Source organism: Nonomuraea sp. NPDC050643, from assembly GCF_040654715.1.
Lineage (GTDB): Bacteria > Actinomycetota > Actinomycetes > Streptosporangiales > Streptosporangiaceae > Nonomuraea.
Genome location: NZ_JBFAIM010000018.1, coordinates 43,078 through 68,620, shown reverse-complemented (window position 1 = coordinate 68,620; position 25,543 = coordinate 43,078). Strand labels below are relative to the sequence as shown.

Sequence of the window (25,543 nt, the reverse complement as noted above, 5' to 3'; positions counted from 1 at the left end):
GTGTCAGCGTAGGCCGGCGGAGAGTTCCCTCACGTGGGTAGCGAGGGAACTCCGGGCTGAGACGGCGGGTACGCGTTCAGCCGGGCGCGGTTATTCGCTCACCTTGGTTTCCACGGTTTCCGGGTCCGGGGCCTTGATGGAGACCTTGGCGCCCCAGCCGGTGAAGCGACTGTCGATGGTGACGGTCTTGCCGGCCAACTCGCGGTTGGCCAGGACGCCCGTGGCCGCGTACGAACTCTTGACCCGGTTCACGAGGCCCGCCGGCGTGAGCGTCAGCGTGTAGGAGACCTTTGTGTCGTTGTTCATGCGCAAGGGGATCGAGGCGCCGAACCAGGGGGAGACCTTTTCGAGCTCCTTGAAAGTGATCCTGCCGGTGAGGGTGCTCCCGGACAGCCGGCCCTTTTTGATCAGTGTGGCTAACGTCTTCGGCTCGGCGGGGTTGATGACCTGGCCGTAGAAGCCGCCGGCGCCGCCCAGCAGGCCGTTGGTACGGAACCAGGTCTTGCCCGAAGGGAGGCGGTCTGTCCACATGCCGCCCGAGGTGTAGCTGACCTTGCCGACGCTGATGGTTCGTTCGTCCTCGGAGGCGGGTGACTTGGTGCTGATGTCCGAGGCGGCGATGCCCTTGGCGTTGAACTGGAACGCTCCTTTGCGGGACTGCAGCTTGGCCTTTCCGCCGCCCGAGACCGTGGTGGTCTCGGTGAAACGTACGCCGTGGCCGGAGGTGAGCTTGCCCTTGAGGGCCTGGACGGGGTTCTTGGGGGCGGCCGCCTGGGCGGGGGTGGTGGCCACCAGCAGGGCGGTGCCGCAGGCCGCCAGGGCCGTGATCGTTTTTTTCATAGGCCTGATCATGCCGGAATCGGGCTGCGGCTGCGGCGGCCGGTGGCAGAGCGCTCTCTGGGGAGGCGGGAAAGGGACGGGCGGGCTTTCTGCGATTTCAGGAGAGCGCTCTCTTGACAGCGATACGCAGGTTGCCGGAAGGTTTCGGTAAACTCACACCCGTGGAACCGATGAGGTAACCCACATGATCCGCACCCCCCGTTTCCGTACGCTCCTCGCCGCCGGCGTCGCTCTCGCCGCGTTACTCGTCCCCCTGTCCGCCAACGCCGCCCCCGCTCCCGGCCCGCTGGTCTGGTCCGATGAGTTCAACGGCGGCGCCGGCGGCGCCGTCGATCAGTCGAAGTGGCGCTTCGACATCGGCGGCAGCGGCTGGGGCAACAACGAGCAGCAGTACTACACCAACAGCACCCGCAACGCCGCCATGGACGGCGCCGGCAACCTGGTCATCACCGCCCGCCGGGAGAACCCGTCCAACTTCCAGTGCCACTACGGCACCTGCCAGTACACCTCCGCCCGACTCCTCACCGCCGCCACCTTCACCCGGGCCTACGGGCGGTTCGAGGCGCGCATGAAACTGCCCCGTGGCCAGGGGATCTGGCCGGCCTTCTGGATGCTGGGCAACGACATCGGCTCGGTCGGCTGGCCCAACAGCGGCGAGATCGACATCATGGAGAACATCGGCCGCGAGCCCAGCACCGTGCACGGCACCCTGCACGGGCCCGGCTACTCCGGCGCGGGCGGCATCGGGGCCGGCTACTCGATCGGCGGGGCGTTCGCCGACGCGTTCCACACCTTCGCCGTGGACTGGTCGCCGAACCTGATCGTCTGGTACGTCGACGGCACCGAGTATCAGCGCCGCACCCCGGCCGACCTGGGCGGCAACCGGTGGGTCTTCGACCATCCGTTCTTCATGATCATGAACGTGGCGGTCGGCGGGTACTGGCCCGGCTACCCCGACGCCTCCACCACGTTCCCCCAGACGCTGACCGTCGACTACGTGCGCGTTTACGCCCCGCCCACGGGTGGTTCGGGCGGTCAGATCACCGGTTATGGCGGTAAGTGCGTGGATGTGGCCGGGGCCAACGCCGCCAACGGCACGGCCGTCCAGCTCTACGACTGCAACGGCACCACCGCGCAGAGCTGGGCGTGGAACGGTGACGGGTCGGTGCGCGCGCTGGGCAAGTGCATGGACGTCGCCGGCGGCTCCACCGCCAACGGCGCGCAGGTGCAACTGTACGACTGCAACGGCTCCGGCGCCCAGCAGTGGACCTACAACTCCGGTACGGGACAGATCGTCAACCCACAGGCCAACAAGTGCCTGGACGCGACCGGTGTCAGCTCGGCCAACGGCACCAGGTTGCAGATCTGGGACTGTTCGGGCGGCGCCAACCAGCGGTGGACCCGCGCCTGAATTCACGCCGAAGGCTCCTTCCTGATGGGGGGAGCCTTTTGCGTACGTGCTGAGAGAGCGCGTTCTCGGGCGGGGAATTCGGGACGCGGGAAGGTGCCCGCTCCGGCAAGGCTCCGATCGCCCGCGAGGGCGGGGAACCGCCCGTGCCGATCGGCCAAGTACCGCCGGTGACCGGTTGAGGTCAGGAGCTCATGCGGGGACCAGTTCGTGCAGCGTGTGCGGTGTGTAGACCTTCGTGCCCTCCGGCAGGTCGGCCGGAGGGTTCATCCCGATGTACGTCGTGTGCCCGGCCGACGACTCCTTCGCCCGCATCAGGCCGGTCAGGTAGCGGACGCTCAGGAAGTCGCGTCCGACGATCGAGCGCACCAGCAGGGAGGTCGTCACGCGGTGGCCTTCGACCTGGTTGAAGGAGGGATGTCCCTTCAGGTAGAGATGCAGCCACTTCACCCGCCACGCGCCGTCGTCGCCACGGAGGAAGACGAGCGGCAGGGAGACCCGGCCGGAGCCGCGCAGGTCGGACTTCATGCGCACGGTACGCGGCTCGAACGGCCGGCCCTCCTGCTCGACGTCCCTGGTCATGTATCCGAAGAACGCCTCGGCCGCCTCGTCGAACCGCTCCCCGGCGTAGATGCTCACCTGGGGGATGATGATCGGCAGGGTCGCGTCGGCGAGGCGGATGTCGACGAACTCCGACGCGCCCTGGGCGGCGTCCACGAGATCGCCTGAATACGTGGCGAAGCCGTTGACGTTGTTCGTCCACGAGATGTGCTTCGGGTCGCCGTACGACGCGTCGAGCATGAGAGCGGACAGGTCGTAGTCCGTGGTCCGCTCGGCCTGGCGCCAGTGGACGAAGAACCTGAGCAGCTCGCCGTCCACCGCCGACAGCGAGCCGCGCGGCAGCATGCCGAGCCCGGGGGCGAGGGCCTTGCCGGACAGGGGCAGGGCGACGTCGAGCACGTCGGGGTCGACGATCAGCGTGCCGGGGTCGGGCAGGCGGCGGGTGATCTCCTCGTCCAGGGTGGCCAGCGCCTGTGCCAGGACCTCCTGGTCGAGCGGGGAGCGCAGGTCGGGGGCCGCCCACGCCCTGCTGTCGCGGTTGGTGAACACGCGGTCGCCGGTGGCGGCACGCCGGTTCTGCAGGTGTTCGCGCAGCGACAGCAGGACCCGGCCGGACGCGTTCGCCGCCGCCCGCTCCGCGGCGTCCAGCACGGCGGGGCCGCCGGTCCGCAGCAGGTGGTCCAGGCGGCGGAGCAGGGCGCCGGGCGTGTGCTCCAGCAGCTTGACGGCATCGCCGGTACGGCCCTGCGCCAGCGCGGTCTCGACCCGGCTGCCGAAGCCGGCGGCCTTGCGCGTGCCCCTGGCGACCTCGAAGACCTGGATGGCGCCGGGGAAGCGGGCGTACTCGTGGGGGTGCAGCCGCTCGCCGAGCCGCTTCCACTGCTCCCGATGCCGCGGTACGTCGCCCAGCTTGGCCGGGGCGGCGGTCACCGTCTCGTCCAGGGCCCGCAGGAGGGCCCGGCGCTCGGCGCGGCCGAACGAGCGGAACCTGGTGGGCGTGGCCAGCGTAACGTCGCCGTCGGAGCAGGCGCAGGCGAGCCGGAGCACGTCGGTCACGGTGTCCACGAGCGGCGGCCGGCCGGCGGCCAGTCGTGCCTCGTTCACGATGGCCCGGTTCTCACGTACGGGAATGCGCTCGGGCTGCTCATCCGCGCAGTAGGCGGCCAGCACGCGCAACGCCGCCAGATCCTCGGCCGCCGGCGGCACCTCGGCCCCGGCCAGCGAGAAGTACAGCTCCCGCGCCTCCGACGCCAGGCTTCCGCCCAGCTCCAGCACCGTCACCCGGTCCGCGGCCAGCGGGACCAGCTCGGCGTGCGCGGCCAGCAGGTCGGTGTAGGCGTGCGGGTAACGGCCGTAGCCCGGCAGGCTCAGCAGGTTGAGCGTCGGCGCCCGCACACCCTCGGCCGCCACCGGGTCGAGCAGCGCCTCACGCAGCAGGCCGGCCCAGAACTCCAGGGTGTCGGGCACGTTCCTGGGGAAGTCGATGAAGTACACGTTGTGCCGTACGTGGTCGCCGACCAGCTCGCGGACGGTGGCCAGGACCCGTACGCCGAGGTCCAGCACACTGGCGCCGGGGAGCCGGGCCAGGCGGGCGAGCAGGGCGGGCGAGCACGTGAAGCCGACGCTCAGCAGCGCGGCGTCGAGCTGCCGGGCGGCCACCTCGCCCCAGCCCGCGGCCTCGTCGGCCGGGCCGTCGATGGGCACGCGCAGCCGGCGGGCGATGACCAGGCTCTCCAGAGTGTCCACGACCGCACCATAGTGGTGGAACGTGCCTGTCCGCTGCTTAAGTGATCATCTGGCCTGAGTAGGGGCGGTTAAAGCTCGCCGAGTTCGCCCAGCGGCTTCGTCCAGTGGTCGCGCTCGTATCGCCCACCCCCGCCGGCGGGGGTCGTGGCGATGTGCATGATGTCGTTGAAGGTCTTGAACGCCTGGTCGTCACCCGGCTGCATCTTGCAGTGGTGGATGCGCTGATACCAGTATTGCTGCTCCTCCTCGATCCGGGGGAGGAGCTCGGCACGGGTCAGGGTTCGGGCTTCCTCGATCGTGAGCCGCTTGAAGCTCGGCATGGGTCCATTGTGGCGCGCTCGCCACGCTCAGGGTAGGTCTCGTGCGCACACCGCCGCCCGGCGGATGACGGGGCGCCGGGCGCGACGGCGTCAGGCTCGGCCTCGGCCCTGGCGCCCGGGTCGATCGACGGGCGGGCGCTGGAGGGCATCCACCCTCTGCGGCCGATGGTCCTAAGCACCGCGTACCGCGCAGAGCAGCCGGTTGTTCCCCCGCTGCCACAACGTGCCGATCTCCGAGAAGCCCGCCTCCCGCAGCGCCTCCACGTGGTGGGACAGCAGGTGGGACTCGGAGCCGCGATGGTCGGCGCCCGCCGTGCTGCGGGCCGCGTTGAGCTCGGCGAGGCCGGGGTCGGCGGCGATCGCGTCCCACCACGTCCGCCAGTCCTCCGGGCGGTTCGTGCCGAAGGTCCGTTCGGTCTGCCGGTCGTGCACCGCGTGCTCGAGGCGCGACAGGGCGGGCGCGGTGTCGTCGGTGTCCATGTGGTCGCCGTTGAGCAGCAGGCCGCCGGGGCGGAGCACACCGGCCAGCTCCGTGTAGATCTCCTTCAGGTCCGGCTCGGAGATCCAGTGCAGCGCCGTCGTGCTGACCGCGGCGTCGGCGGGGCGGTCGAGGCCGAGCGTTCGCGTCCAGCCGCTCCTGCGCAGGTCCGCGGCCACGAACGTCAGCTCCGGGTACGCCGCCCGCCCCAACCCCAGCAGCAGCGGATCGGCGTCCACCGAGATCACCGTGGCCCCGGGCAGCCGCTCCAGCAGGCGCGCCGACAACGAACCGGGCCCGCAACCCAGGTCGATGACCAGCGGGTCGGGCCGGCCCAGCGCCTCCACGGCGTCGATGAGGGCGGTGAAGCGCTCCTCGCGGTCGGGCAGGTAGCCCTCCTGCTGGCGGTCCCAGCGCGCGATCCACTCCAGTGCGGCATCGTGAGTGAGCACGAACATCTCCTTGTAACTGTCATCTAAGATTTGGACAGTCACAATGTAGAACGCGAAGGTGTAACTGGTCAAGTGGATTACAACAGTCACACGGACGGCGTGGTCAGGGTGGCGGTGGCACTCGTCAACGAGCTGACCCCGGGTGAGCGGCATGGGCGCGACTTCCCGGCGCCTGAGCACGCCGGGGCGGCCGCCGGTGCCGGGCTGCGGGCCGTCTATCCGGCGTACCGGGAGGTCACCGAGGCGGAGGGGGCGGAGCTGGCGCGGGTGGCCGCCCGGCTGCGCGAGGTCTTCACGGCCGTCGCCGACGGCGACATCGACGCCGCGGCCCTGCGGGTGAACGCGCTCCTGGAGGAGACCCACGCCCGGCCGATGCTCGAACGGCACGACGGCGAGCCGTGGCACCTGCACTTCCACGGCAGCGGCGGCACCCTGGCGGGTGACTGGGCGGCGAGCTGCGCCACCGGGCTGGCGATCGTGCTGGGCAGCGAGTTCAGCGACCGCCTCGGCGTCTGTACGGCTCCGCACTGCGACCGCGTCTACGTGGACGTCTCCCGCAACGGCACCCGCAGGTTCTGCTCCACGGCCTGCCAGAACCGCGTCAAGACGGCGGCCTTCCGCGCCCGAAGCAAGGAATGAAGCCCCAGGCCGGCGCGGGATGAGGCTCAGGTCGGCGAGCGGCGAGGCTCAGGCCGGCGCGACCTGGGCGCGGAGTGAGGCTCAGGTCAGTTGGCGGATCGGGGCCTCTGCGAGGTAGGCGTCGATGTCCTCCACGGCCTCGCGGAAGTAGGTGCCGTAGTTGAGCTCCGTCACATAACCCAGGTGCGGCGTGGCCAGCACGTTGGGCAGCGTACGGAACGGGTGATCGGCCGGCAGCGGCTCGGTCTCGAACACGTCGAGCCCGGCCCCCGCGATCCGCCCCGCCCGCAGCGCCGACACCAGCGCGTCCTGGTCGACGATCGCCGCCCGCGAGGTGTTGACCAGGTAGGCGGTGGGCTTCATCAGCGCCAGCTCCCGCTCCCCGACGAGCCCACGGGTCCGCTCGCTCAGCACGAGGTGGACGGAGACGACGTCGGAGGCCGCCAGCAGCGCCTCCTTGCCGGGAGCCGGTCGCGCGCCGCAGGACTCCGCCCGCTCCTTCGTCAGGTTCTGGCTCCAGGCCACGACGTCCATGCCGAACGCCCGTCCGACCGCCGCCACTCTGGACCCGAGCTTGCCCAGGCCGAGGAGCCCGAGCGTGCGGCCGTGCAGGTCGGAGCCGATCGTGCTCTGCCAGGGGCCGCCCGCGCGCAGGGCCGTGGCCTCGGGCAGCAAATGGCGGGTGAGGCCGAGGATCAGCGCCCAGGTCAGCTCGACCGGCGGCGCCGAGTCGCTGGCGGTGCCGCAGACCGTGACCCCGTGCTCCCGCGCCGCGGCCAGGTCGATGGCCGCGTTGCGCATGCCGGAGGTGATGAGCAGGCGCAGGTTGGGCAGCCGCGCGAACAGCCTGGCGGTGAACGGCGTGCGCTCGCGCATGATGACCACGATCTCGCAGTCGTGGATCGCCGCCACGAGATCGTCCTGGCCGGTGAAGTGCTCGCGGTGGCTCGTCGCCCGCACCCGGGACCAGTCGGCCAGCCCGAGGGCCACGCCCTGATAGTCGTCCAGTACGGCGCATCGCAGCATGACCAGGAATCCTACGCCGTGCCCATAGGACATCCAGAAAGCGCACTTACCGAAGGGCGGCTTTCCCCTTACTTCCCGAACCGGTTCCCGGGCGCAGCCGTGCGAAGGGTGTCCTGAAGTCCAATGGGAGAGGAATCATCCCATGCGCAGACAGCTGGCAGCGGCGACTCTCGCCACAGCCGCCACCCTCACGGTGATCGTCGCGCTCCCCACGCCGGCGGGCGCCACCACCACCGCCTCCGACGTGCACCGCGTCAGGTTGAACGGCAGGCAGGAAGTGCCGGGACCGGGCGACCGCGACGGCTTCGGCACGTTCGCCTACCAGGTACGGCACGGGCGGCTGTGCTACTTCCTCGCCGCGAAGAAGATCAGGCCCGCGACCCTGGCCCACATCCACAAGGGCAGGAAGGGGGTGGCCGGCCCGGTCGTGATCATGCTGAACGCCCCGACGAAGGGCTTCGCGCGCGGGTGCGTCAAGGCGGTCAGGCACCAGAACGTCAAGAACGCCGCCACCACCCTCACCAGGGCCGAGCTGCGGGCCATCGTGAGGTGGCCGCACCGGTACTACGTCAACGTCCACAACAAGAGGTTCCCGGCCGGCGCGATCCGCGGCCAGCTCGGGTGAGTGGTCCCCCTGCTCCAGCTCCCCGGCGCGACCGGGGAGCTGGAGCCCGTTCATTCGGCGGCCAGGCGTTCCGCCTCCGCGTGCAGCGCCAGGACCAGGATCAGCTCCACGTGGAGTTCGTCCAGATCGGGCACGACGTCCAGGACGCGCATATCGGGCCTCCTTCACCATAGGACGCCCCAATTGCCCCAAAGGTTCACGCATGAATCAGCGGAGGCTTACGCGCTCAGGTTTCGCTCTTGAACCGCTCCCAGGCGGATTGGCGGGTCATGCCGAGTGAGGCGCCGATGCGTTCCCAGCTCACGTCCTTGGTGCGCAGGTGTCCCACCCAGTCCCGCAGGTTGTCGTCGACCTGGGCCTGCACGGCGGCGATCTTCGGGAGGTGTTCGAGGATCTGCTCTTCCGACATGGTCTCCCACGTGGGAAGGCGGGGTTCGGTGGAGGCGGCGAGTCGTTCCTGCTCGAGGATCTCGTTGCACAGCCCGATGCACTGGTCGCAAATATGCACTCCGGGGCCGGCGATCACTTTGCTCACGTCCGTGCTCTTCTTGTGGCAGAAGGAGCAGCGGATCTTGTCTTTCCAGTCAGGCATGGCCTGACGGTACTCGCGTCAGGCGGCACCTGACAACCCCGAGCGCCGATCCCGTTCCATCTGGGCCCGCAGGATGTCCTGCCGCTCCTCGTTGATCTTGCGGGTGATCGCCAGGTAGGAGTTGAGCACCTTGCAGTACAGGGTGCGCGCCTGTTCGAGTTGTTCGCGCAGGGCGGTGATGCGTTCGGCGTCGCCGTGCTGCTCCGCCTCGGCCAGCAGCGCGCGGGCCTCGTCCACGATCTCCTCGGACCGCAACCTCGTGCGTCGCAGGACCGCGGAGCACTCGTACAGCTCTGTCAGTCGCGCCGAGGAGACGATGAACTCAGCAGTGTGGACGGCTGTTCCGTCAGCCGTGCCCCTGCGGAGATCCGATCCCATTTCCCGCCACCTCCCGGTCAAGGTTGCCTAACTGTAGACGCGTGACCCTCGCGTGCGGATCACTGGGCGCTCCTGGGAGTGCCTCAATGCTCCCCGCGGTGAGGTTTCTTCCCCCGGGTGGGAAAACCTCCTCCCTGAAACTCATTCGGTGTCGACTGAATGCGGTATTTGGCGGTTGTGCAGCCGCTTATTAGTCGAATGCCGTTATTCTCCGGTCTTCATAAATGGAGAGGACGAAGACCTCCGATCAGCCCTCGCGGAGACCGCCGCTCGTCACATACTGAAACGGAATGACAGCGCAACGTGACTCTGAAGTGGTGGCGGTGGTGGCGATGTCCGCGACAGGGAGCGACGACGACGCGGTTGACGTCAGTGTCGTGATCCCGGTGCACAACTGCCGGGCCTACCTGGACAGGTGCCTCACGTCGGCGCTCGTGCAGCGGGTCAAGAAGGAGATCGTGGTCGTCGACGACGGCTCCACGGACGGAAGCGCCGAGCTCCTCGACCTGTACGCGGCCTACCACAAGGCCAGCGTCAAGGTCATCCACATCGAGCGCAGCGGCGGCGCCGGACGCCCCCGCAACGTCGGCATCGAGCACGCCACCGGCCGGTACGTCTTCTTCTGCGACGCCGACGACCACCTCGGCCCCGAGGCGCTGGAACGCATGGTCGCCATGGCCGACAGGAACGACTCCGACATCGTCCTGGGCAAGATCGTGGGCCACGGCCGGCGCGCGCCCATGTCGATGTTCCAGCAGGGCGCCGACCGGGTGGAGCTCGGCGACAGCACCGTCTACAACAGCCTGAGCTGCTTCAAGCTGTTCAGGCGCGACCTGCTGGAGCGCCACCGCATCAGGTTCGGCGAGGGGATCATGGTCGGCGAGGACATCCTGTTCACCGTCCACGCCTACTGCCACGCCAAGGGCATCTCGGTGGTCGCCGACTACGAGTGCTACCACCTCGTGTCCAGGCCCGACGGCAGCAGCATCATGCAGCAGGCCGGCAGCAGGGACCCGCTGGCCTGGCTCGCCATGATCAGGGAGCCGATCCGAGTCATGACCAGGCACGTCGAGCCCGGCCCGCTCCGCGACCACCTGCTGCGCAGGCACTTCAGGCTCGACGTGTTCGCGCAGCTCGGGGCCGTGTTCCTGGAGAGCGACGACGTCCGGCGCAAGGACATCGCGCGGGAGGTGGCCGCGCTCTGCGACGAGTGGTACACCCCCGGCGTGCACGAGCGGCTCAACACCATCGACCGGCAGCGGGCGACCGCCCTGGACGACATCGACCGCCTGGTGCGCCTGGCCCGCATCGAGGGCGCCACCGTACGACGCCGGCTGACCGGGCTGCGCTGGGACGGCGACCACCTGGTGGTGACGGGTGCCGCCCGGCTGCACGGCATCACCAGGGACGACGGCCTCGCGGTGGTGCTGCGGGCCCGGCACGACCCGTGCACCGAGCTGGTCGTGCCCGCCGAGCGGAAGGGCGGCGAGTTCACCGTGCGGGTGGACGTGGCCGCGCTCGGCTCCGGCATCTGGGACCTGCGGGTGGCGGTCGAGATCGAGGGCGTCATCCGGCTCGGCCGCCTCGGCGCGGACCGCGACAGCGGCCTCACCCGGCCCCAGCCCCGGCTGATCGGCGGCGTGGTGGCCCTGCCGTACTTCACCAGGGACAACGGCAACCTGAGCATCGACAGGGGCGGGCACGTGGTCGCGGTGCCCGGCGCGGCCAGGGCGATCAGGACCAGGTGGGCGATGGGGCACCGGCTGCTCATCGACGGTGAGATCACGGTCGTCGGCACCGCCCCGGCGGCCTCGGCGATCAAGCAGATCGTGTGGCGGGAGCGGCGTTCCGGCTGTGAGCGGAACGAGCGGGTGGTGGCGCTGCCCGGAGGCGGCTTCGCGGCCAGGCCCGCCGTGGGGCGGCTGGCGCCCGGCACCTGGGACGCCTACCTGGAGCTGGACCTGGGCGGGCCGCCCGCGCGGTTCAGGATCGAGACGGACGCCCAGACGGTCACGGTCCCGAGCAAGTGGTGGGGGGCGGCCCTGATGCGGAGCGTGCGGCCGTACGCGACGTCGGGCAAGGGGCGGCTGAGCGCGGTCGTGCGGCGGCTCTCCGCCGAGACCATCATCAAAAGGATCTTGCGGTAATTGCCATCTATGTGCAGGTGCAAGACGATGTCCTAAAGTAGGGATGTTTGTTTCGTCCTCTTCCGGAGGCTGCCGTGCACGTACCCGATGGCTTTTTCAACGCAGTGACCTCGATATCAGCCGGAGTGGTGGCGGCCGCGGGCGTCGCGGTCTGTCTGCGTGGAGCACGGCGTGAGCTCGACGACCGGACCGCCCCCATGGCGGGGCTCGTCGCCGCGTTCATCTTCGCCGTCCAGATGCTCAACTTCCCCGTCGCCGCCGGCACCAGCGGCCACCTGCTGGGCGGCGCGCTGGCCGCGATACTCGTCGGGCCTTATACCGGCGTGCTCTGTATGGCCGTGGTCCTGCTGGTGCAGAGCGTCTTCTTCGCCGACGGCGGGCTGACGGCGCTCGGCATCAACATCACGATCATGGGCATCGTCACCGTGCTCGTCGGCTGGGGCGTCTTCCGGCTGGTGGCGGGCCTGGCCAGGGGCAAGGTCGCGGTGGCGGCGTTCCTGGCGGCGCTGGTCTCGGTGCCGGCCTCCGCGCTCGTCTTCACGCTGCTGTTCTGGATCGGCGGCACCGCGCCGATCGAGGTGGGCACGGTGGCCGCCGCGATGGGCGGCGTGCACCTGCTGATCGGCATCGGCGAGGCGCTGATCACGGCGGTGACCGTCGGCGCGGTCCTGGCCGTCCGGCCCGACCTCGTCTACGGCGCCCGCGGCTTCACCAGGCCGCTGGTCCTGCGCGGCGCCGAGGGCGAGAGCACGACCGTGGGCGAGCCCCGGCCGGTCGCCACCGGCGGCGCGCTCAAGCCGTTCCTGCTCGGCGGCGTCGGCGTGACGCTGGTGCTGGCCGGGCTCGTGTCCTTCTTCGCCTCCTCCTCGCCCGACGGGCTGGAGGCGGTGGCCGAGAACGAGGGCTTCATCGAGCAGGCGAGCGACCACATGTTCGGGCGGTGGGCCCTGGCAGACTACGGTGACGTGGGCGGGATCCCCGTCGGCGTGGCCGGGATCGTCGGCGTCGGGCTCGTCCTGCTGATCGCCGGCGCCGTGGGGTTCGCCGCGCGGAGCCGGAACAAGATCAAGGTGTGAGACGTGGGCGCGGGGCATCACCATCAGCTCTACCGGCCGGGCGACTCGGTCGTGCATCGGCTGCCGCCGCAGTGCAAGCTGCTGGCGGTCCTCGCCTTCGCGCTCGTGGTGGTGGCCACCCCGCGTGAGCGGTTCTGGGCGTTCGCGGCGTACGCGGCGCTGCTGGGCTGCGTCGCGGTGGCGGCCAGGGTACCGGTGACGTACATCCTGCGGCGGATGGTGATCGAGGTGCCGTTCGTGCTGTTCGCGTTCCTCATCCCGGTCATCGGGCTGGGGGAGCGGACCACGGTGCTGGGGCTCTCGCTGAGCGTGCCCGGCCTCTGGGCGGCCTGGAACATCCTGGCCAAGGCCACGCTCGGGGTGGTCGCCTCGATCCTGCTGGCGGCCACCACGGAGCCCCGGGTGATCCTCATCGGGGCGCAGCGGCTGCGGCTGCCGAGCCTGCTGGTGCAGATCGCGATGTTCATGTTGCGGTACCTGGACGTGATCATGGATGAGATGCGGCGGATGCGGGTGGCGCGGGAGTCTCGTGGGTTCGAAGCACGAAATTTCCGGCATATTCCGGTGATCGCCCGCTCCGCCGGGGCGCTGTTCATCCGCTCGTACGAGCGGGGCGAGCGCGTGCATCTCGCGATGCTGAGCCGGGGGTATACAGGTCAGATCCCCATAATTCAGGATATTTCGGCATCCGTACGACAATGGGGCATCGCTCTCGCCCTGCCCGCCGTGGCACTCGCAGTAATGGGACTGACGTGGTGAACTCTCTCGAAGTCAAGCAGCTCGCCTACGCCTACCCCGACGGCACGCAGGCGCTCTTCGGCGTGGACCTCTCGGTGGCCCGGGGCGAGCGCGTGGCCCTGCTCGGCCCGAACGGCGCCGGCAAGACGACCCTCGTCATGCACCTCAACGGCATTCTCACCGCCGGGCACGGGAGCGTCGCCGTGGCCGGCACGCCGGTGCGCAAGGACACCCTCCAGGAGATCAGGCAGCGCGTCGGCCTGGTCTTCCAGGACCCCGACGACCAGCTCTTCATGCCCACGGTCAGGGACGACGTCGCCTTCGGCCCGGCCAACGCCGGCCTGCGCGGCGAGGACCTCGACCGGGTCGTCAAGGACGCGCTGGAGCGGGTGGGCATGCTGGAGGCCGCCGACCGGCCCCCGCACCACCTGTCGTTCGGGCAGCGGCGCCGGGTGGCGGTGGCGACGGTGCTGGCCATGGCGCCGGAGATCCTGGTGCTCGACGAGCCCTCGTCCAACCTGGACCCGGCCGCCCGCAGGGAGCTGGCCGAGATCCTGCGCTCCCTGGACGTGACGGTGCTGATGGTCACGCACGATCTGCCGTACGCGATGGAGTTGTGCGAGCGCTCGCTGATTCTGTCCGACGGCGTGATCGCCGCGGACGGCCCCACCCGGGAGCTGCTCGCCGACGCCGATCTGCTGGCCAGGCACCGCCTGGAGCTCCCGTACGGGTTCGCGATCCCCGCCGTCTGAGCCAACCTGGCCTCCCAATCGGCCGCGGGGGCGGTCGGATGGGTAGGAAACCCTGCGGATGGCTCTTGGCGGGCGTTTGATGCGCGTTTGAGCCTGCCTTGTCCCCCTGTATCCGACTCTTCGTAGTTTGTGCATGCCCGCTATCCGGGGATGTCGAAGTACAGTGGCTCATCGAGGAGGGGCCAAATGAAGCTGCGGCTTGCGCGACACGCCCTTGGTGACGCCGTGGTGGTGGCCGTTGAGGGTGAGCTTGACCTGTTCACCGCACCGTTTCTGCGTGATGAGGTGCGTGATGCCATCAAGCAGGACGGCGCCAGGCTCGTGCTCGACCTGCAGCAGCTGTCATTCATGGATTCCAGCGGCCTGTCGGTGCTGATCGAGGCCTGGCGGCTGGCGACCGGAGAGGGTGGCGGCGTGTCCCTGGCGGCGCCACAGGCGCCGGTGGCGCGCATCCTCCGCACGACCGGGCTCGACCGGCGGATCAAGGTCTACTCCGACGTGGACACCGCGGTGGGGGAGATTTAACCGCCCCCAAGTAGAACTTGATTCGGTAGGCGGGTTAGGGTCCCGGATATGGACGTGAACGGATCTGCAGCAATCATCTCCGGCGGCGCCAGCGGCCTCGGTGAGGCCACCGCCCGCGAGCTGGCCCGCGCCGGCGCCACCGTGGTCATCGCCGACCTCAACGAGGAGCGCGGCAAGGCCGTCGCCGACGAGCTCGGTGGCGTCTTCGCCAAGACCGACGTGTCGGACGAGGAGCAGGTGCAGGCGGCCGTGGACGCCGCGGTGGCCACCGGCAAGCCGTTGCGCGTGGTCGTCAACAGCGCCGGCATCGGCTGGGCCGAGCGCACCGTCAACCGCGACGGCAGCCCGCACAACCCCGCCACGTACCGCAAGGTCATCGAGGTCAACCTCATCGGCACGTTCCACCTCATGCGCATCGGCGCGGCCGCGATCGCCAAGACCGAGCCGGCCGACGACGACGGGCAGCGCGGCGTGGTGATCAACACGGCCTCCGTGGCCGCGCTGGAGGGGCAGACGGGGCAGTTGGCGTACTCGGCCTCCAAGGGCGGCATCGTGGGCATGACGGTGCCCGCGGCGCGTGACCTGGCCGCCATCGGCGTACGGGTGAACACGATCTGCCCCGGCATCATCGACACCCCGATCTACGGCTTCTCCGCCAACGCCGACGAGTTCAAGGCCAAGCTGGTGGCCCCCGTGGTCTTCCCCAAGCGCATGGGCCGGGCCGGCGAGTTCGCGCACCTGGTGCGGTCGCTGATCGAGAACGACTACATGAACGCCGAGGTCGTCCGCTTCGACGGCGGCATCCGCTTCCAGCCCAAGTGAGGTCTCGTGTCTGACGAAGTTCTCGTCGAAGAGTCGGGGAATGTGGCGATCATCACGATCAACCGCCCCAAGGCTCGCAACGCCATCAACGGGGCGGTGGCCAGGGGCATGGCCGAGACGCTCGACGCCCTCGACGCCCGTCCTGATATTTCCGCTTACGTTCTGACGGGCGCCGGGGGCACGTTCTCGGCCGGCATGGACCTCAAGGGCTTCCTGTCCGGGGACTTCCCGGTCGTCGAGGGGCGCGGGTTCGGCGGCCTGACCGAGGCGCCGCCCAAGAAGCCGCTGGTGGCCGCCGTCGAGGGCTACGCGCTCGCGGGCGGGTTCGAGCTGGCCCTGGCGTGCGACGTCATCGTGGCGTCGTCGGAGTCGAAGTTCGGGCTGCCCGAGCCCAAGCGCGGCCTCGTGGCGGGCGCGGGCGGGATCATGCGGCTGCCGCGGCGGATCCCGTACCACGTGGCCATGGAGATCGCCCTGACCGGCGACCACTACCCGGCCGCCCGCCTCTACGAGCTCGGCCTGGTCAACCGCATCACCGAGCCCGGCGCCGCCCTCGAAGGCGCGCTCGAGCTGGCCCGCAAGATCGCCGCCAACGCCCCGCTGGCGCTCGCCGCCACCAAGAAGGTGGTCATCGAATCGCAGGACTGGCCGCTGGAGGAGATGTTCAGGAGGCAGGGCCCGATCATCAACCCGGTCTTCGGCTCGAAGGACGCCATGGAGGGCGCCGCCGCCTTCGCGGAGAAGCGCGCCCCTCAGTGGAAGGGCGAGTGACCGGCCCCTCCCGTTTCCCAAGGGAGCGGGAGGGGACTCTTTAGCGCACGCATAGGCGTTCCTGGTTACGGTAAAGAACAGGAGACGACCTACCGGGAGAGCGCATGAGCGACTATTCGGGTTCAAGATTCGAGTCGGCCAGGCGCGGCGCCGGAGCCCTTCTTTCCGGTGCGCTCAGCGCGCTCATCATCGTGGTCGGCATGCTGGCCGTGATGTGGGTGGTCGAGGGTGTCGACTTCTTCCTCGACGGCGCGCTCGACCGGCAGTTCGGCATCGTCGGCTGGGAGCCCGACGGCCTGGTGGGCATCATCTTCGCGCCGTTCCTGCACGGCGGTTTCGGCCACCTGATGGCCAACTCGCTGCCGCTGCTGATCCTGGGCTTCCTGGCCGGGCTGCGCGACGTCCGCAAGTTCCTGTGGGCCACCGTGCTGATCATCCTGATCGGCGGCCTGGGCACCTGGGCGACGAGCCCGATGGTCTACACGGTCGGGGCGAGCGGCCTGGTGTTCGGCTACTTCGGCTACATCCTGGCCCGCGGCCTGTTCGACCACCGGCTCCTCGACATCGCCATCGGGATCGGCGTGGGCATCGCCTACTGGGGGATCCTGGCGGGGCTGCTGCCCAACCAGGAGGGCATCTCCTGGCAGGGGCACCTGTTCGGCCTCATCGGCGGCGTGGTGGCCGCCTGGGTGCTGCGCCGCAAGCGCGAGCTGCCGGCGGCCCGGCCGTACGGACTCTAGAGATGCGGGCGCGTGTGCTCGGCGGGTGAGGTGGACAGCAGCCGGTCGATGTAGGCCAGGCCGACGGCCGAGACCACGAACGCCAGATGGATGATCGTCTGCCACATCATCTTGTCGTTGGGCGTCGACTGCGCGCGGATGAACGTCTGCAGCAGGTGCACCGACGAGATGCCGATGATGGCGGTGGCCAGCTTGACCTTCAGCACGTTCGCGTTGACGTGGGAGAGCCACTCGGGCTCGTCGGGGTGGTCGTTGAGGTCGATGCGGGAGACGAACGTCTCGTAGCCGCCGATGATCACCATGATCAGCAGGTTGGAGATCATCACCACGTCGATGAGCGCCAGGACCGTGAGCATGACCACGACCTCGGGCGAGGGCGCCAGCGCCGCCTGCGCCGCCTCCTTGTGCAGGAACACCGTCTCGATCAGGTGCCAGAGCTCGAGCGCGAACTGGTAGACGTAGACGGCCTGGGCCACGATGAGGCCCAGATAGAGGGGGACCTGGAGCCAGCGGCTGGCGAACATGAGATAGCCGAGGCTCTTCGGCCGCGCGCTCCGCTGGCGGGGCTTGTCGAGCAAAGAGGTTCCTAAGCCGGAGGGACGGGCTGGACGCGCGAACGGCCGGCACCGATGGCTGCCGGTGCCGGCCAGAGTCGCGTGAGGGTAAGGCTAGAGGCGCTCGACCACGTAGTCGACGCAGGTCGTCAGCTTCTCGATGTCGGCCGGGTCGATGGCCGGGAACATCGCGACGCGGAGCTGGTTGCGGCCCAGCTTGCGGTAGGGCTCGGTGTCGACGATGCCGTTGGCGCGCAGCACCTTGGCCACGGCCGCGGCGTCGACCTCGTCGGCGAAGTCGATCGTGCCGACCACCTGCGAGCGGAACTCCGGCGCGGCGAACGGCGTGGCGTAGGAGGACTTCTCCGCCCACGTGTAGAGGCGCTGGCTGGAGTCGGCCGTGCGGGCGGTGGTCCAGGCCAGGCCGCCGTTGCCGTTCATCCAGTCGAGCTGGTCGGCCAGCAGGAACAGCGTCGCCACCGCGGGGGTGTTGTAGGTCTGGTCCTTGGCGGAGTTGTCGATCGCGACGGGCAGGCTGAAGAACTCGGGCACGTAGCGGCCGGACGCGGCGATCTCCTCGACCCTGGCCAGGGCGCGCGGCGACATGATCGCGATCCACAGGCCGCCGTCGGAGGCGAAGCTCTTCTGCGGCGCGAAGTAGTAGACGTCGGTCTCGGCGACGTCGACGGGCAGGCCGCCGGCGCCGGAGGTGGCGTCGACGAGCACCAGCGAGTCGTCGGAGCCCACGCGCGTGATCGGCATGGCTACGCCGGTCGAGGTCTCGTTGTGGGTGAGCGCGTAGACGTCGACGCCGTCCTCGGCCACCGCGGTGGGGTGGGTGCCGACGTCGGCCTTGATGACGCTCGGCTCGGCCAGCCAGGGCGCCTTCTTGGTGACGGTGGCGAACTTCGCGGAGAACTCGCCGAACGACAGGTGCTGGGACTTCTCGCGCACGAGCCCGAAGGCGGCGATGTCCCAGAACGCGGTGGTGCCGCCGTTGCCCAGCACGACCTGGTAGCCCTCGGGAAGCGAGAACAGGTCGGCCAGGCCGGAGCGCACGCGGCCGACCAGGTTCTTGACGGGCTTCTGGCGATGGGAGGTGCCCATGAGGCTCGCGCCGGAGGCGGCGAGCGCGGCCAGTTGCTCGGTACGAACCTTCGAGGGCCCGCAGCCGAATCGGCCGTCGGCGGGCTTGATGTCAGCGGGAATCACGATGTCAGCCACGTAACGGAGCCTACCGACCGGCGCGGAATGGCTCGTACGCGGTCCGGATTCTGAGACCTGTGAAACTTTCACCTCTGAGGCCACGTCAGGGGCTTGGCGTCTCCTGAAAACTTGACTAAACGCTCCGAGACTCCCACTTTCCAGACAAGCCTTATGGGGTGTGATGGCGATGGATGACGCATATGTCCTAACCGCCAGAGAGTTGGAAATCCTCTCCCTGACTGGTTCAGGTCACAGCGCCCAGGAGATCGCCGACGTGTTGCGGATCTCGCGTTGCGCGGTGGAGAACCATCGGCGGCGCATCTACCGCAAGCTCGGCGTCGCCGGGCCGGGACAGGCCGTGTTCCGCGGGCTCGGGCTGCTCGGCCTGCCGGGGGAGATGCCGCAGATGACCCCCGTGTGCGGCCGCGAGCTGGTGGTCGTGCACTCCAAGTGCCCGCTGGCCTTCGAGGTGGTGGCGCGGGCCCTGATCGGGTGCGGGCGGGCGCTGGCCGCGCTGCGGGACGCTCCGTCGTACGAGGAGGACGCGCTGGGCTGGTCCGGGGTCCGGTTCACGGCGGTGCTCGTGGATCCCGCACCGGCGGACTGGGCGCTGTCCGCGCGGCTGGGGGCCATGGCGGTGGCCGTGCCCTCCACGCCTCCCGAGGCCCCCATGGTGGCGGAGGCCATCGCCAGGGGCGCCCACGCCGTGCTGTGGCTGAGCGACGTGCCCGACCACCTCTGCGCCGTCCTGGACCTGGTGGCCAAGGACTACCTGGTGGTGGGGGCCGGGATGAGCCGGCGGCTGCGGCCCGCGCCGAGGCTGAGCGCCCGCGAGGCCGACGTCCTGGCGTCGATCGCGTGCGGTCGTACCATCAGGCAGACCGCACGCCTGCTGGGCATCGCGAGCAAGACCGTGGAGAGCACCAGGGCCCGGCTGTTCAGGAAGCTCGGCGCGCGCAACAGCGCCGAGGCGCTGACCAACGCCTACCGGGCCGGGCTGGTCGCCGCGGGACCGCCCGGAGAGCGGCCCCGCGCCGAGGTCACTGCCCCCGGCTCGCCGGATCCACCCGCGCGAACGTGAGCAGATCCACCATCCGGAAGTCGCCGGCGGCCCCGGAGCGCCGTGGCAGCGTGGGCCGCCAGGACGGGTTGGTGCTGAGGTAGGAGGTCGGGTCGAGCTGCAGCAGGCCGATGAAGACCTCGCCGACGATCCTGGCGCCGACGCCGGCCAGGCGGAGCCCGCCGCCCAGGACCTCGGCCTCCTTGAGCACGTAGTACCAGAGCGGGGTGCTGGCGGGCAGGCCGTGCCCGAGCTGCTGCAGCTCGGGGAAGTGCTGTGCCTCGAGGGCCTGTACGCCGATGGCGCGGGCGATGTTCTGCCCGGACGGGATCGACCAGGTGATGTGGCGCAGCAGGTTCCGCTGCGGCAGCGCCGTGGGCGGGTCCGCGGACGGGATCGCCGCCAGCGGCAGGTTCAGCAGCGGCGTGGAGATCTTGGTGTCGATGCGCTTGTTCGGCCGTACCTCGCCGTCGCCGAAGTCGAAGAACGTCTGCCAGCCGATGAAGCGCCTGGGCGCCCTGGCCCCGCCGCGCAGGTCCACGGGGTCGGCCTGGCCCTGGCCGGCGGGGTCGAAGATGAAGCCGAAGAAGGGTGTGCCGTCGGGGTTGCCCGCGAGGTTGGCGCGGTAGGACGGCCGGACCTGGCTGTGCCCGAACCGGTAGGCGGCGCCCTGGAACTCGACGGGGATGAACTGCTCGCCGGCCGCCGGCCGGTAGAAGCGCCGTCCGTTCGTGAGGATGTCGTTGACGACGTTCTGGCCGATGGTCAGCGGCAGGAACTCCCTGAGCACGATCCACTGGTAGTGCCACCTGACGAGCTGCCTGGCGGCCTCGAAGACGTTGCCCTGCTGTCCCTGGGCGCGCAGGTGGTCGACCACCCGGTTGTGGAACAGCAGGAACGCGGCGTGCAGGCCGCTGATCATGAGGTTCTCGTCGTTGCGGGGATCGGCGATGATCGCGGTGCGGTTCGGCAGGCGGGGCACGTCCTCGAACCTGCCTCCGCTCTCCACCCGGAACTTGGCGGTGTCGGAGGGGTTGTAGAGCCTCGGTTCGGCGGCTGGCCCGCCGCCGTACACGCTGTCGAGGTCCAGGCCGGGCGTCCTGGTGTTGGGCGTCTGCTCGGGCGCGGTCACCACGCCGAGGGGCGAGGTCTGGTCGAAGGTCATGTCGTGGTCGAGGAACTGGCCCAGGAACGTCACACCGGCGGTGTGCCCGGCGTTGTCCAGGTTGTTGGGGCTGAGCTCCGGGTTGGTGATGAGGCGGATCGGGCCTTCCTGCAGCGGGTCCCTGGCGTCGACGACGCCGCCGGGGCGGCCCATCTCCATCAGGGCTCCGCGCAGGCTGGGCGCGTTGAAGTCCGCGAACGGGGCCAGGTTGAAGATCCGTCCGAACACGTCGGGCGAGGTGGCCAGGCCGCCGGCCCGGGCCGTGACGACCTTCGCGAGGGCTTCCGCGGGGGTGAGCGTCAGGACGGCGGCGCCGGCTCCTACACCGGTCAGAAAACCACGCCGGGATAAGCCAGATTGGGGCTCGTCTAGGGGCTTGGTCATGACATGCCTCCTTACTTCCCTCCCACCGGAGGGGAGGCAGGCGGACGCCGACGACCCGCGTTGGCGTGATCGTCGTGCCTGCTCGTGGGAGGGTTGGGGGTGCCTGCAGTCAGGCTGATCCTTTGACAGGAGGCGGTCAAGGAACCACTTTCCCCTAGTGCTTTTCGGCTCGGCTCCGGAAAGCGAAACGGCTACCGCGAGGCGTGCGCCGCGCGGTAGCCGTGGCCCTGGCTGTGGTCGTGGTCGTGGTCAGACCTTGCCGGTCACCTCGGCGGCGCCGGGAACCTCGCTGAGCGGGCGAGAGGCCGGGCCGATGTAATTGGCGCTCGGGCGGACGAGCCGGCCCGTGAGCTTCTGCTCCAGGACGTGCGCGGCCCAACCCGCCGTGCGGGCGCAGGTGAACATCGAGGTGAACATGTGGGAGGGCACCTCGGCGAAGTCGAGCACGACGGCGGCCCAGTATTCCACGTTGGTGGCCAGCACCCGGTCGGGCTTGCGGGCGTGCAACTCCTCCAGCGCGGCCTGCTCCAGCGCCGCCGCGACCTCGTAGCGAGGCGCGTCGAGCTCCTTGGCGGTGCGGCGCAGCACGCGGGCGCGCGGGTCCTCGGCACGGTAGACGCGGTGGCCGAAGCCCATGAGCCTGTTGCCCTTGTCGAGCTCGCTCTGGACGTACTTCTTGGCGTCGCCGAGCTGCTCCACGCCCTCGATCATGTGCAGGACGCGGGCCGGGGCGCCGCCGTGCAGCGGGCCCGACATGGCGCCGACGGCGCCGGAGAGCGCCGCGGCCACGTCCGCGCCGGTGGAGGCGATGACGCGGGCGGTGAACGTCGAGGCGTTCATGCCGTGCTCGGCGGCCGAGGTCCAGTAGGCGTCGATGGCCTTGACGTGCTTGGGATCAGGCTCACCGCGCCAGCGGATCATGAAGCGTTCGACGATGGTCTTGGCCTCGTCGACCCGGCTCTGCGGCACCATCGGCAGGCCGAGACCGCGCGCGGACTGCGCGACGAAGGAGAGAGCCATCACGGAGGAGCGGGCGAGCTGGTCGCGCGCCTCCTCGTCACTGATGTCGAGCAGGGGCTTGAAGCCATAGGCCGGAGCCAGCATGGCCAGCGCGCTCTGCACGTCTACACGGATGTCACCGGAATGGACAGGGATGGGGTACGGCTCCGCCGGGGGCAGGCCCGGCTGGAACTTGTTGTCGACCAGCAGGCCCCACACGGCCCCGAAGGGGACGCGGCCGACCAGCTCTTCGATGTCGACGCCCCGGTATCGAAGGGCGCCCCCTTCTTTGTCCGGTTCCGCGATCTCGGTTTCGAAAGCTACGACGCCTTCGAGCCCGGGTTTGAAGTCGGACATACTCGGCCGCCTCCCCTTCTCTTGCCATGTTTGGGCAATGCCTTGATGTCGAGATACCGGCGGGTCAATTTAACCCCCTCCCAGCTCATGGTCGGTCTCGGGACCCGCCGTAAGGCCAAACCCGCTGGTGGGGGGTGGTGCGTGGGATCAGCCACACAAGCGCGCAAGAATACCGTCTCGTGGATGCCACCCCGCGCCCGCCCATGCTGGCGGGGCTTCGCCGTACGTACGAGGGCGAGCCGTTGCTCGAATCAGACCTCGCGTCCGACCCCATCGCGCAATTCACCACCTGGTTCCAGGACGCGCTCGACGCCGGCCTGCCCGAACCCAACGCCATGATCCTGGCCACCGCCTCCGCGGGCGGCCTCCCCAGCGCCAGGACGGTCCTGCTGAAGGGCTACGACGAACGCGGATTCGTCTTCTACACCAACTACGAGTCCCGCAAGGGCCGCGACCTGGCCGAGAACCCCCGAGCGTCACTGCTGTTCCCCTGGCATCCGGTACGCCGCCAGGTGCGCGTCGAGGGCACCGTGTCGCGGATCTCCCACGAGGAGTCGGCCCACTACTACGGCTCCCGCCCGTACGGCTCCCGCATCGGCGCCTGGGCCTCGCGGCAGTCCGCGGTCGTGCGGTCGAGAGAGGAGCTGGACGCCCGCTACGAGGAGCTGGCGGCGCGCTGGCCCGAGGATCCTCCGGTGCCCGACTTCTGGGGCGGCTACCGGGTGGTCCCGAACGAGATGGAGTTCTGGCAGGGGCAGCTTGACCGCATGCATGACCGGCTCCGATACCGTCGGACTCGGCCCGGGTGGGTTCTGGAGAGGCTTGCCCCTTAATGTTCTCTAAGTGGCATTCGGGGATCTGGTCAAGCGTCATCTTGTAGACACCCGGCCGCTGGGCGTGCCCGCGTACCGGCGGATCTGGATCGGCCAGGCGGTCTCGCACGTCGGTGTCGGCGTCACCGTCGTGGCCGTCGGCCAGCAGGTCTGGGAGCTCACCCACTCCTCGTTCTGGGTCGGGCTGCTGGGCATGGCCAACCTGATCCCGCTGATCGTGTTCGGCCTGTGGGGCGGGGCGGTCGCCGACGCCGTGGACCGGCGCAAGCTGCTCATCGTCGGCTCGCTGATCGCGTGGGCGGCCACCCTGTTCATCTTCGTGCAGGCCCTGCTCGACCTGAGGAACATCTTCCTGATCTTCGCCGCGGTCGCGCTCAACTCCACCGGCTTCGCCATCACCGGCCCGACCAGGGGCGCGATCATCCCCAGGATCATGGAGCCGGAGCTCGTGCCCGCCGCCAACGCGCTCAACTCGCTGGTCTACAGCATCGGCGCGGTGGCGGGGCCGATGGTGGGCGCGGTCGCGCTGGCCAACGGCGGGTTCGCGGCGGCGTACGCGGTGGACGCCCTGTTGTTCGGAGGGAGCCTCTACGCGGCGCTGAGACTGCCCTCACTGCCGCCGCTGGGCGAAGTGACGCGTCCAGGTGCCAGGGCCGTCGTCGAGGGGCTCAGCTTCATCGTCAGGAGCCCCGTGCTGCTGATGTCGTTCGTCGTGGACATCATCGCCATGGTGTTCGCCATGCCGCGCGCGCTGTTCCCCGAACTGACCGCCGAGAGGTTCGGCGGCTCGATGCTGGCGCTCGGCTGGATGAACTCCGCCATGGCCATGGGCGCCGTGGCCGGCGCGCTGTTCTCGGGCTGGGTGGGCCGGGTGACGCGGCAGGGGGTGGCGCTGTCGATCGTCATCGCCGTCTGGGGCGTGGCCGTGGCCGCCGCCGGGCTCGTGCACGACCTGTGGCTCGTGGTGCTGTTCATGGCCGTCGGCGGGGTGGCGGACGTCATCTCGTCGGTGTGGCGGCAGTCGATCCTGCAGCTCTACGCGCCCGACGAGATGCGGGGGCGGCTGCAGGGGGCGTTCATGGTGGTGGTGGCGGGCGGGCCGCGCCTGGGCGACCTGCGGGCCGGGGCCACCGCGACGGCGTTCGGGCTCACCGGGGCGTGGGTGGGCGGCGGCATCGCGTGCGCCGTCACGGTCCTGGCCGTCGGGCTGTCGGTGGCCGGCTTCAGGAACTTCCGGGCGAAGAGGACCCACTGACCCCCGCGAGGTCCTTTGTCCAAAATGTGCCCTGTGGGCCCATCCGCCCGGCCGCTCGCCCACGAACATGTATCCGGGCTGGTCGGAGCCCTCCCCGACACGGTCCGTACGGCGTTCCCACACAGATCACAGCCCTGGCGGCAGGTGGCGGCGCCTCGAGTTCGGGCAGGTCGGGAAGGAACCGGGCCGTCCCGTTGTTGCCGTCCTTAACCATCGCCGGTCGTTCTCCCAATAGGGTTCGTGTGATTCCTGCGCCCGCAGCGGACGGGCTCAGTCCCCGCCACGACCGGCGTAACATTCAGTTGGGAGGAGCCTTGACCGCACACGGCCTGATCGATACCACGGAGATGTACCTCCGCACCATTTACGAGCTCGAAGAGGAGGGCATCGTCCCCCTTCGTGCCCGCATCGCGGAGCGCCTTCAGCAGAGCGGCCCCACCGTGAGCCAGACCGTCGCCCGCATGGAGCGCGACGGCCTCGTCCGCGTCGAGGGTGACCGGCACCTGTCGATGACCGACCTGGGCCGCACGCTGGCCACGCGCGTGATGCGCAAGCACCGCCTCGCCGAGTGCCTGCTGACGCAGGTGATCGGCCTTCCCTGGGAAGAGGTGCACATCGAGGCCTGCCGCTGGGAGCACGTCATGTCGGAGTCCGTCGAGTCGCGCCTGGTGACGCTGCTCGACAACCCCACCGTCTGCCCCCACGGCAACCCCATCCCCGGCCTGGCCGAGCTGGGTGCCAAGGAGCCGCCCGTCGAGGGCGGCATCAGCCTCTTGACATCCATGACCGATCTCGCCGGCCCGCGTGACATCCCTGTTGTCGTGCGTCGAATTAGCGAACAAGTGCAAAGCGATCCTGCTCTGATGCTTAAACTCAAGCAAGTTGGGATACAACCCGGACGCGAGGTGACGCTCGCGGCGAGCGACGACGGTGTGCGGGTGACAGGTGACGGTGACGCTAAGGAGACTCCCGCGGAGCTTCCGCGTGATGTCGCCGCGCACGTTTTTGTCTCCAAGCGCTGACGCGCGCGCGGCTGCTTGGTTGAATCCCTCTTGGGAGGCCCTCCACTCTCCCCAGGCCAAGACTGTTGCAGG

At 69.7% G+C, this 25,543-nt stretch carries 26 protein-coding genes; 15 read left to right on the top strand and 11 right to left on the bottom strand.

Going from position 1 to position 25,543, the window contains the following annotated elements; genetic code table 11:
* Nucleotides 1–90: 90 nt before the first annotated feature.
* Entirely contained in the window at nt 91–840 is a 750-nt protein-coding gene (locus AB0I15_RS24975; RefSeq protein ID WP_358099938.1) for a hypothetical protein, read from the bottom strand.
* 184 nt (nt 841–1,024) lie between these two features.
* Between AB0I15_RS24975 and AB0I15_RS24970 the strand changes: the two genes are divergently transcribed.
* The gene (locus tag AB0I15_RS24970; RefSeq protein ID WP_358099936.1) at nt 1,025–2,251 is read left to right on the top strand and encodes a lectin; all 1,227 of its coding nucleotides are present in this window, start codon (nt 1,025–1,027) and stop codon (nt 2,249–2,251) included.
* 189 nt (nt 2,252–2,440) lie between these two features.
* Here AB0I15_RS24970 and AB0I15_RS24965 read toward each other — a convergent pair whose 3' ends face one another.
* The 3 genes from AB0I15_RS24965 to AB0I15_RS24955 all read right to left on the bottom strand — a co-directional run bounded on the left by AB0I15_RS24965 (nt 2,441) and on the right by AB0I15_RS24955 (nt 5,805).
* Nucleotides 2,441–4,555 carry a hypothetical protein gene (locus tag AB0I15_RS24965; RefSeq protein WP_358099933.1) on the bottom strand — a complete coding sequence of 705 codons (2,115 nt, stop codon included), beginning with the start codon at nt 4,553–4,555 and terminating at the stop codon, nt 2,441–2,443.
* 68 nt (nt 4,556–4,623) lie between these two features.
* Entirely contained in the window at nt 4,624–4,875 is a 252-nt protein-coding gene (locus AB0I15_RS24960; RefSeq protein WP_358099931.1) for a hypothetical protein, read from the bottom strand.
* Between the two features lie 171 nt (nt 4,876–5,046).
* A complete protein-coding gene (locus AB0I15_RS24955) occupies nt 5,047–5,805 on the bottom strand; it encodes a class I SAM-dependent methyltransferase (protein WP_358099928.1) in 759 nt (252 codons plus the stop codon).
* A gap of 72 nt (nt 5,806–5,877) precedes the next feature.
* Here AB0I15_RS24955 and AB0I15_RS24950 point away from each other — a divergent pair, with 72 nt between their 5' ends.
* Nucleotides 5,878–6,444 (top strand): CGNR zinc finger domain-containing protein, encoded by a 567-nt coding sequence (locus tag AB0I15_RS24950; protein WP_358099925.1) that lies wholly within the window; start codon nt 5,878–5,880, stop codon nt 6,442–6,444.
* A gap of 81 nt (nt 6,445–6,525) precedes the next feature.
* Here AB0I15_RS24950 and AB0I15_RS24945 read toward each other — a convergent pair whose 3' ends face one another.
* On the bottom strand, nt 6,526–7,470 hold the full coding sequence (locus AB0I15_RS24945; RefSeq protein WP_358099923.1) for a D-2-hydroxyacid dehydrogenase family protein: 945 nt from the start codon (nt 7,468–7,470) through the stop codon (nt 6,526–6,528).
* 142 nt (nt 7,471–7,612) lie between these two features.
* Between AB0I15_RS24945 and AB0I15_RS24940 the strand changes: the two genes are divergently transcribed.
* The gene (locus AB0I15_RS24940) at nt 7,613–8,095 is read left to right on the top strand and encodes a CHRD domain-containing protein (protein ID WP_358099920.1); all 483 of its coding nucleotides are present in this window, start codon (nt 7,613–7,615) and stop codon (nt 8,093–8,095) included.
* 226 nt (nt 8,096–8,321) lie between these two features.
* On the opposite strand, the gene AB0I15_RS24935 is transcribed toward AB0I15_RS24940, so the two are convergent.
* Nucleotides 8,322–8,687 (bottom strand): ClpX C4-type zinc finger protein, encoded by a 366-nt coding sequence (locus AB0I15_RS24935; RefSeq protein ID WP_358099917.1) that lies wholly within the window; start codon nt 8,685–8,687, stop codon nt 8,322–8,324.
* A gap of 18 nt (nt 8,688–8,705) precedes the next feature.
* Nucleotides 8,706–9,065 (bottom strand): hypothetical protein, encoded by a 360-nt coding sequence (locus AB0I15_RS24930; protein WP_358099914.1) that lies wholly within the window; start codon nt 9,063–9,065, stop codon nt 8,706–8,708.
* Between the two features lie 290 nt (nt 9,066–9,355).
* On the opposite strand from AB0I15_RS24930, the gene AB0I15_RS24925 reads away from it, so the two are divergent.
* The 8 genes from AB0I15_RS24925 to AB0I15_RS24890 all read left to right on the top strand — a co-directional run bounded on the left by AB0I15_RS24925 (nt 9,356) and on the right by AB0I15_RS24890 (nt 16,636).
* A complete protein-coding gene (locus AB0I15_RS24925; RefSeq protein ID WP_358099911.1) occupies nt 9,356–11,212 on the top strand; it encodes a glycosyltransferase family 2 protein in 1,857 nt (618 codons plus the stop codon).
* Between the two features lie 74 nt (nt 11,213–11,286).
* Entirely contained in the window at nt 11,287–12,288 is a 1,002-nt protein-coding gene (locus AB0I15_RS24920) for an energy-coupling factor ABC transporter permease (protein ID WP_358099908.1), read from the top strand.
* A 3-nt stretch (nt 12,289–12,291) separates the two neighbouring features.
* Nucleotides 12,292–13,047, top strand: coding sequence for a cobalt ECF transporter T component CbiQ (cbiQ, locus tag AB0I15_RS24915; protein WP_358099904.1), 756 nt, complete (start codon nt 12,292–12,294; stop codon nt 13,045–13,047).
* On the top strand, nt 13,044–13,778 hold the full coding sequence (locus AB0I15_RS24910) for an ABC transporter ATP-binding protein (RefSeq protein WP_358099901.1): 735 nt from the start codon (nt 13,044–13,046) through the stop codon (nt 13,776–13,778). Before cbiQ ends, AB0I15_RS24910 begins: the two co-directional genes overlap by 4 nt.
* Before the next feature lie 186 nt (nt 13,779–13,964).
* Nucleotides 13,965–14,303, top strand: a complete 339-nt coding sequence (locus AB0I15_RS24905) for an STAS domain-containing protein (RefSeq protein ID WP_043624827.1) — start codon at nt 13,965–13,967, stop codon at nt 14,301–14,303.
* Between the two features lie 48 nt (nt 14,304–14,351).
* Complete coding sequence (locus AB0I15_RS24900; RefSeq protein ID WP_358099898.1) at nt 14,352–15,125, top strand: SDR family NAD(P)-dependent oxidoreductase; 774 nt, start codon at nt 14,352–14,354, stop codon at nt 15,123–15,125.
* A 6-nt stretch (nt 15,126–15,131) separates the two neighbouring features.
* Nucleotides 15,132–15,896, top strand: a complete 765-nt coding sequence (locus tag AB0I15_RS24895; protein WP_358099895.1) for a crotonase/enoyl-CoA hydratase family protein — start codon at nt 15,132–15,134, stop codon at nt 15,894–15,896.
* 104 nt (nt 15,897–16,000) lie between these two features.
* Nucleotides 16,001–16,636 carry a rhomboid family intramembrane serine protease gene (locus AB0I15_RS24890; protein ID WP_358099893.1) on the top strand — a complete coding sequence of 212 codons (636 nt, stop codon included), beginning with the start codon at nt 16,001–16,003 and terminating at the stop codon, nt 16,634–16,636.
* Here the strand turns inward: AB0I15_RS24890 and AB0I15_RS24885 are convergent.
* Both AB0I15_RS24885 and serC read right to left on the bottom strand, forming a co-directional pair.
* On the bottom strand, nt 16,633–17,214 hold the full coding sequence (locus tag AB0I15_RS24885) for a TIGR00645 family protein (RefSeq protein ID WP_358099890.1): 582 nt from the start codon (nt 17,212–17,214) through the stop codon (nt 16,633–16,635). The two genes, AB0I15_RS24890 and AB0I15_RS24885, sit on opposite strands and share 4 nt — an antisense overlap.
* 90 nt (nt 17,215–17,304) lie before the next feature.
* On the bottom strand, nt 17,305–18,414 hold the full coding sequence (gene serC, locus AB0I15_RS24880) for a phosphoserine transaminase (protein WP_358099887.1): 1,110 nt from the start codon (nt 18,412–18,414) through the stop codon (nt 17,305–17,307).
* 163 nt (nt 18,415–18,577) lie between these two features.
* On the opposite strand from serC, the gene AB0I15_RS24875 reads away from it, so the two are divergent.
* Nucleotides 18,578–19,477, top strand: coding sequence for a LuxR C-terminal-related transcriptional regulator (locus AB0I15_RS24875; protein WP_358099884.1), 900 nt, complete (start codon nt 18,578–18,580; stop codon nt 19,475–19,477).
* Here the strand turns inward: AB0I15_RS24875 and AB0I15_RS24870 are convergent.
* Nucleotides 19,437–21,005, bottom strand: coding sequence for a heme peroxidase family protein (locus AB0I15_RS24870; RefSeq protein WP_358099881.1), 1,569 nt, complete (start codon nt 21,003–21,005; stop codon nt 19,437–19,439). The genes AB0I15_RS24875 and AB0I15_RS24870 overlap by 41 nt on opposite strands.
* A 249-nt stretch (nt 21,006–21,254) precedes the next feature.
* Entirely contained in the window at nt 21,255–22,361 is a 1,107-nt protein-coding gene (locus AB0I15_RS24865) for a citrate synthase 2 (protein WP_358099878.1), read from the bottom strand.
* 179 nt (nt 22,362–22,540) lie between these two features.
* On the opposite strand from AB0I15_RS24865, the gene pdxH reads away from it, so the two are divergent.
* The 3 genes from pdxH (at nt 22,541) to AB0I15_RS24850 (ending at nt 25,471) form a co-directional block, all read left to right on the top strand.
* Entirely contained in the window at nt 22,541–23,194 is a 654-nt protein-coding gene (gene pdxH / locus AB0I15_RS24860; protein ID WP_358099875.1) for a pyridoxamine 5'-phosphate oxidase, read from the top strand.
* Nucleotides 23,195–23,204: 10 nt separating this feature from the next.
* Nucleotides 23,205–24,449 carry an MFS transporter gene (locus AB0I15_RS24855; protein WP_358099872.1) on the top strand — a complete coding sequence of 415 codons (1,245 nt, stop codon included), beginning with the start codon at nt 23,205–23,207 and terminating at the stop codon, nt 24,447–24,449.
* A 314-nt stretch (nt 24,450–24,763) separates the two neighbouring features.
* Complete coding sequence (locus AB0I15_RS24850) at nt 24,764–25,471, top strand: metal-dependent transcriptional regulator (RefSeq protein WP_358099869.1); 708 nt, start codon at nt 24,764–24,766, stop codon at nt 25,469–25,471.
* The last annotated feature ends 72 nt before the right edge of the window (nt 25,472–25,543 follow it).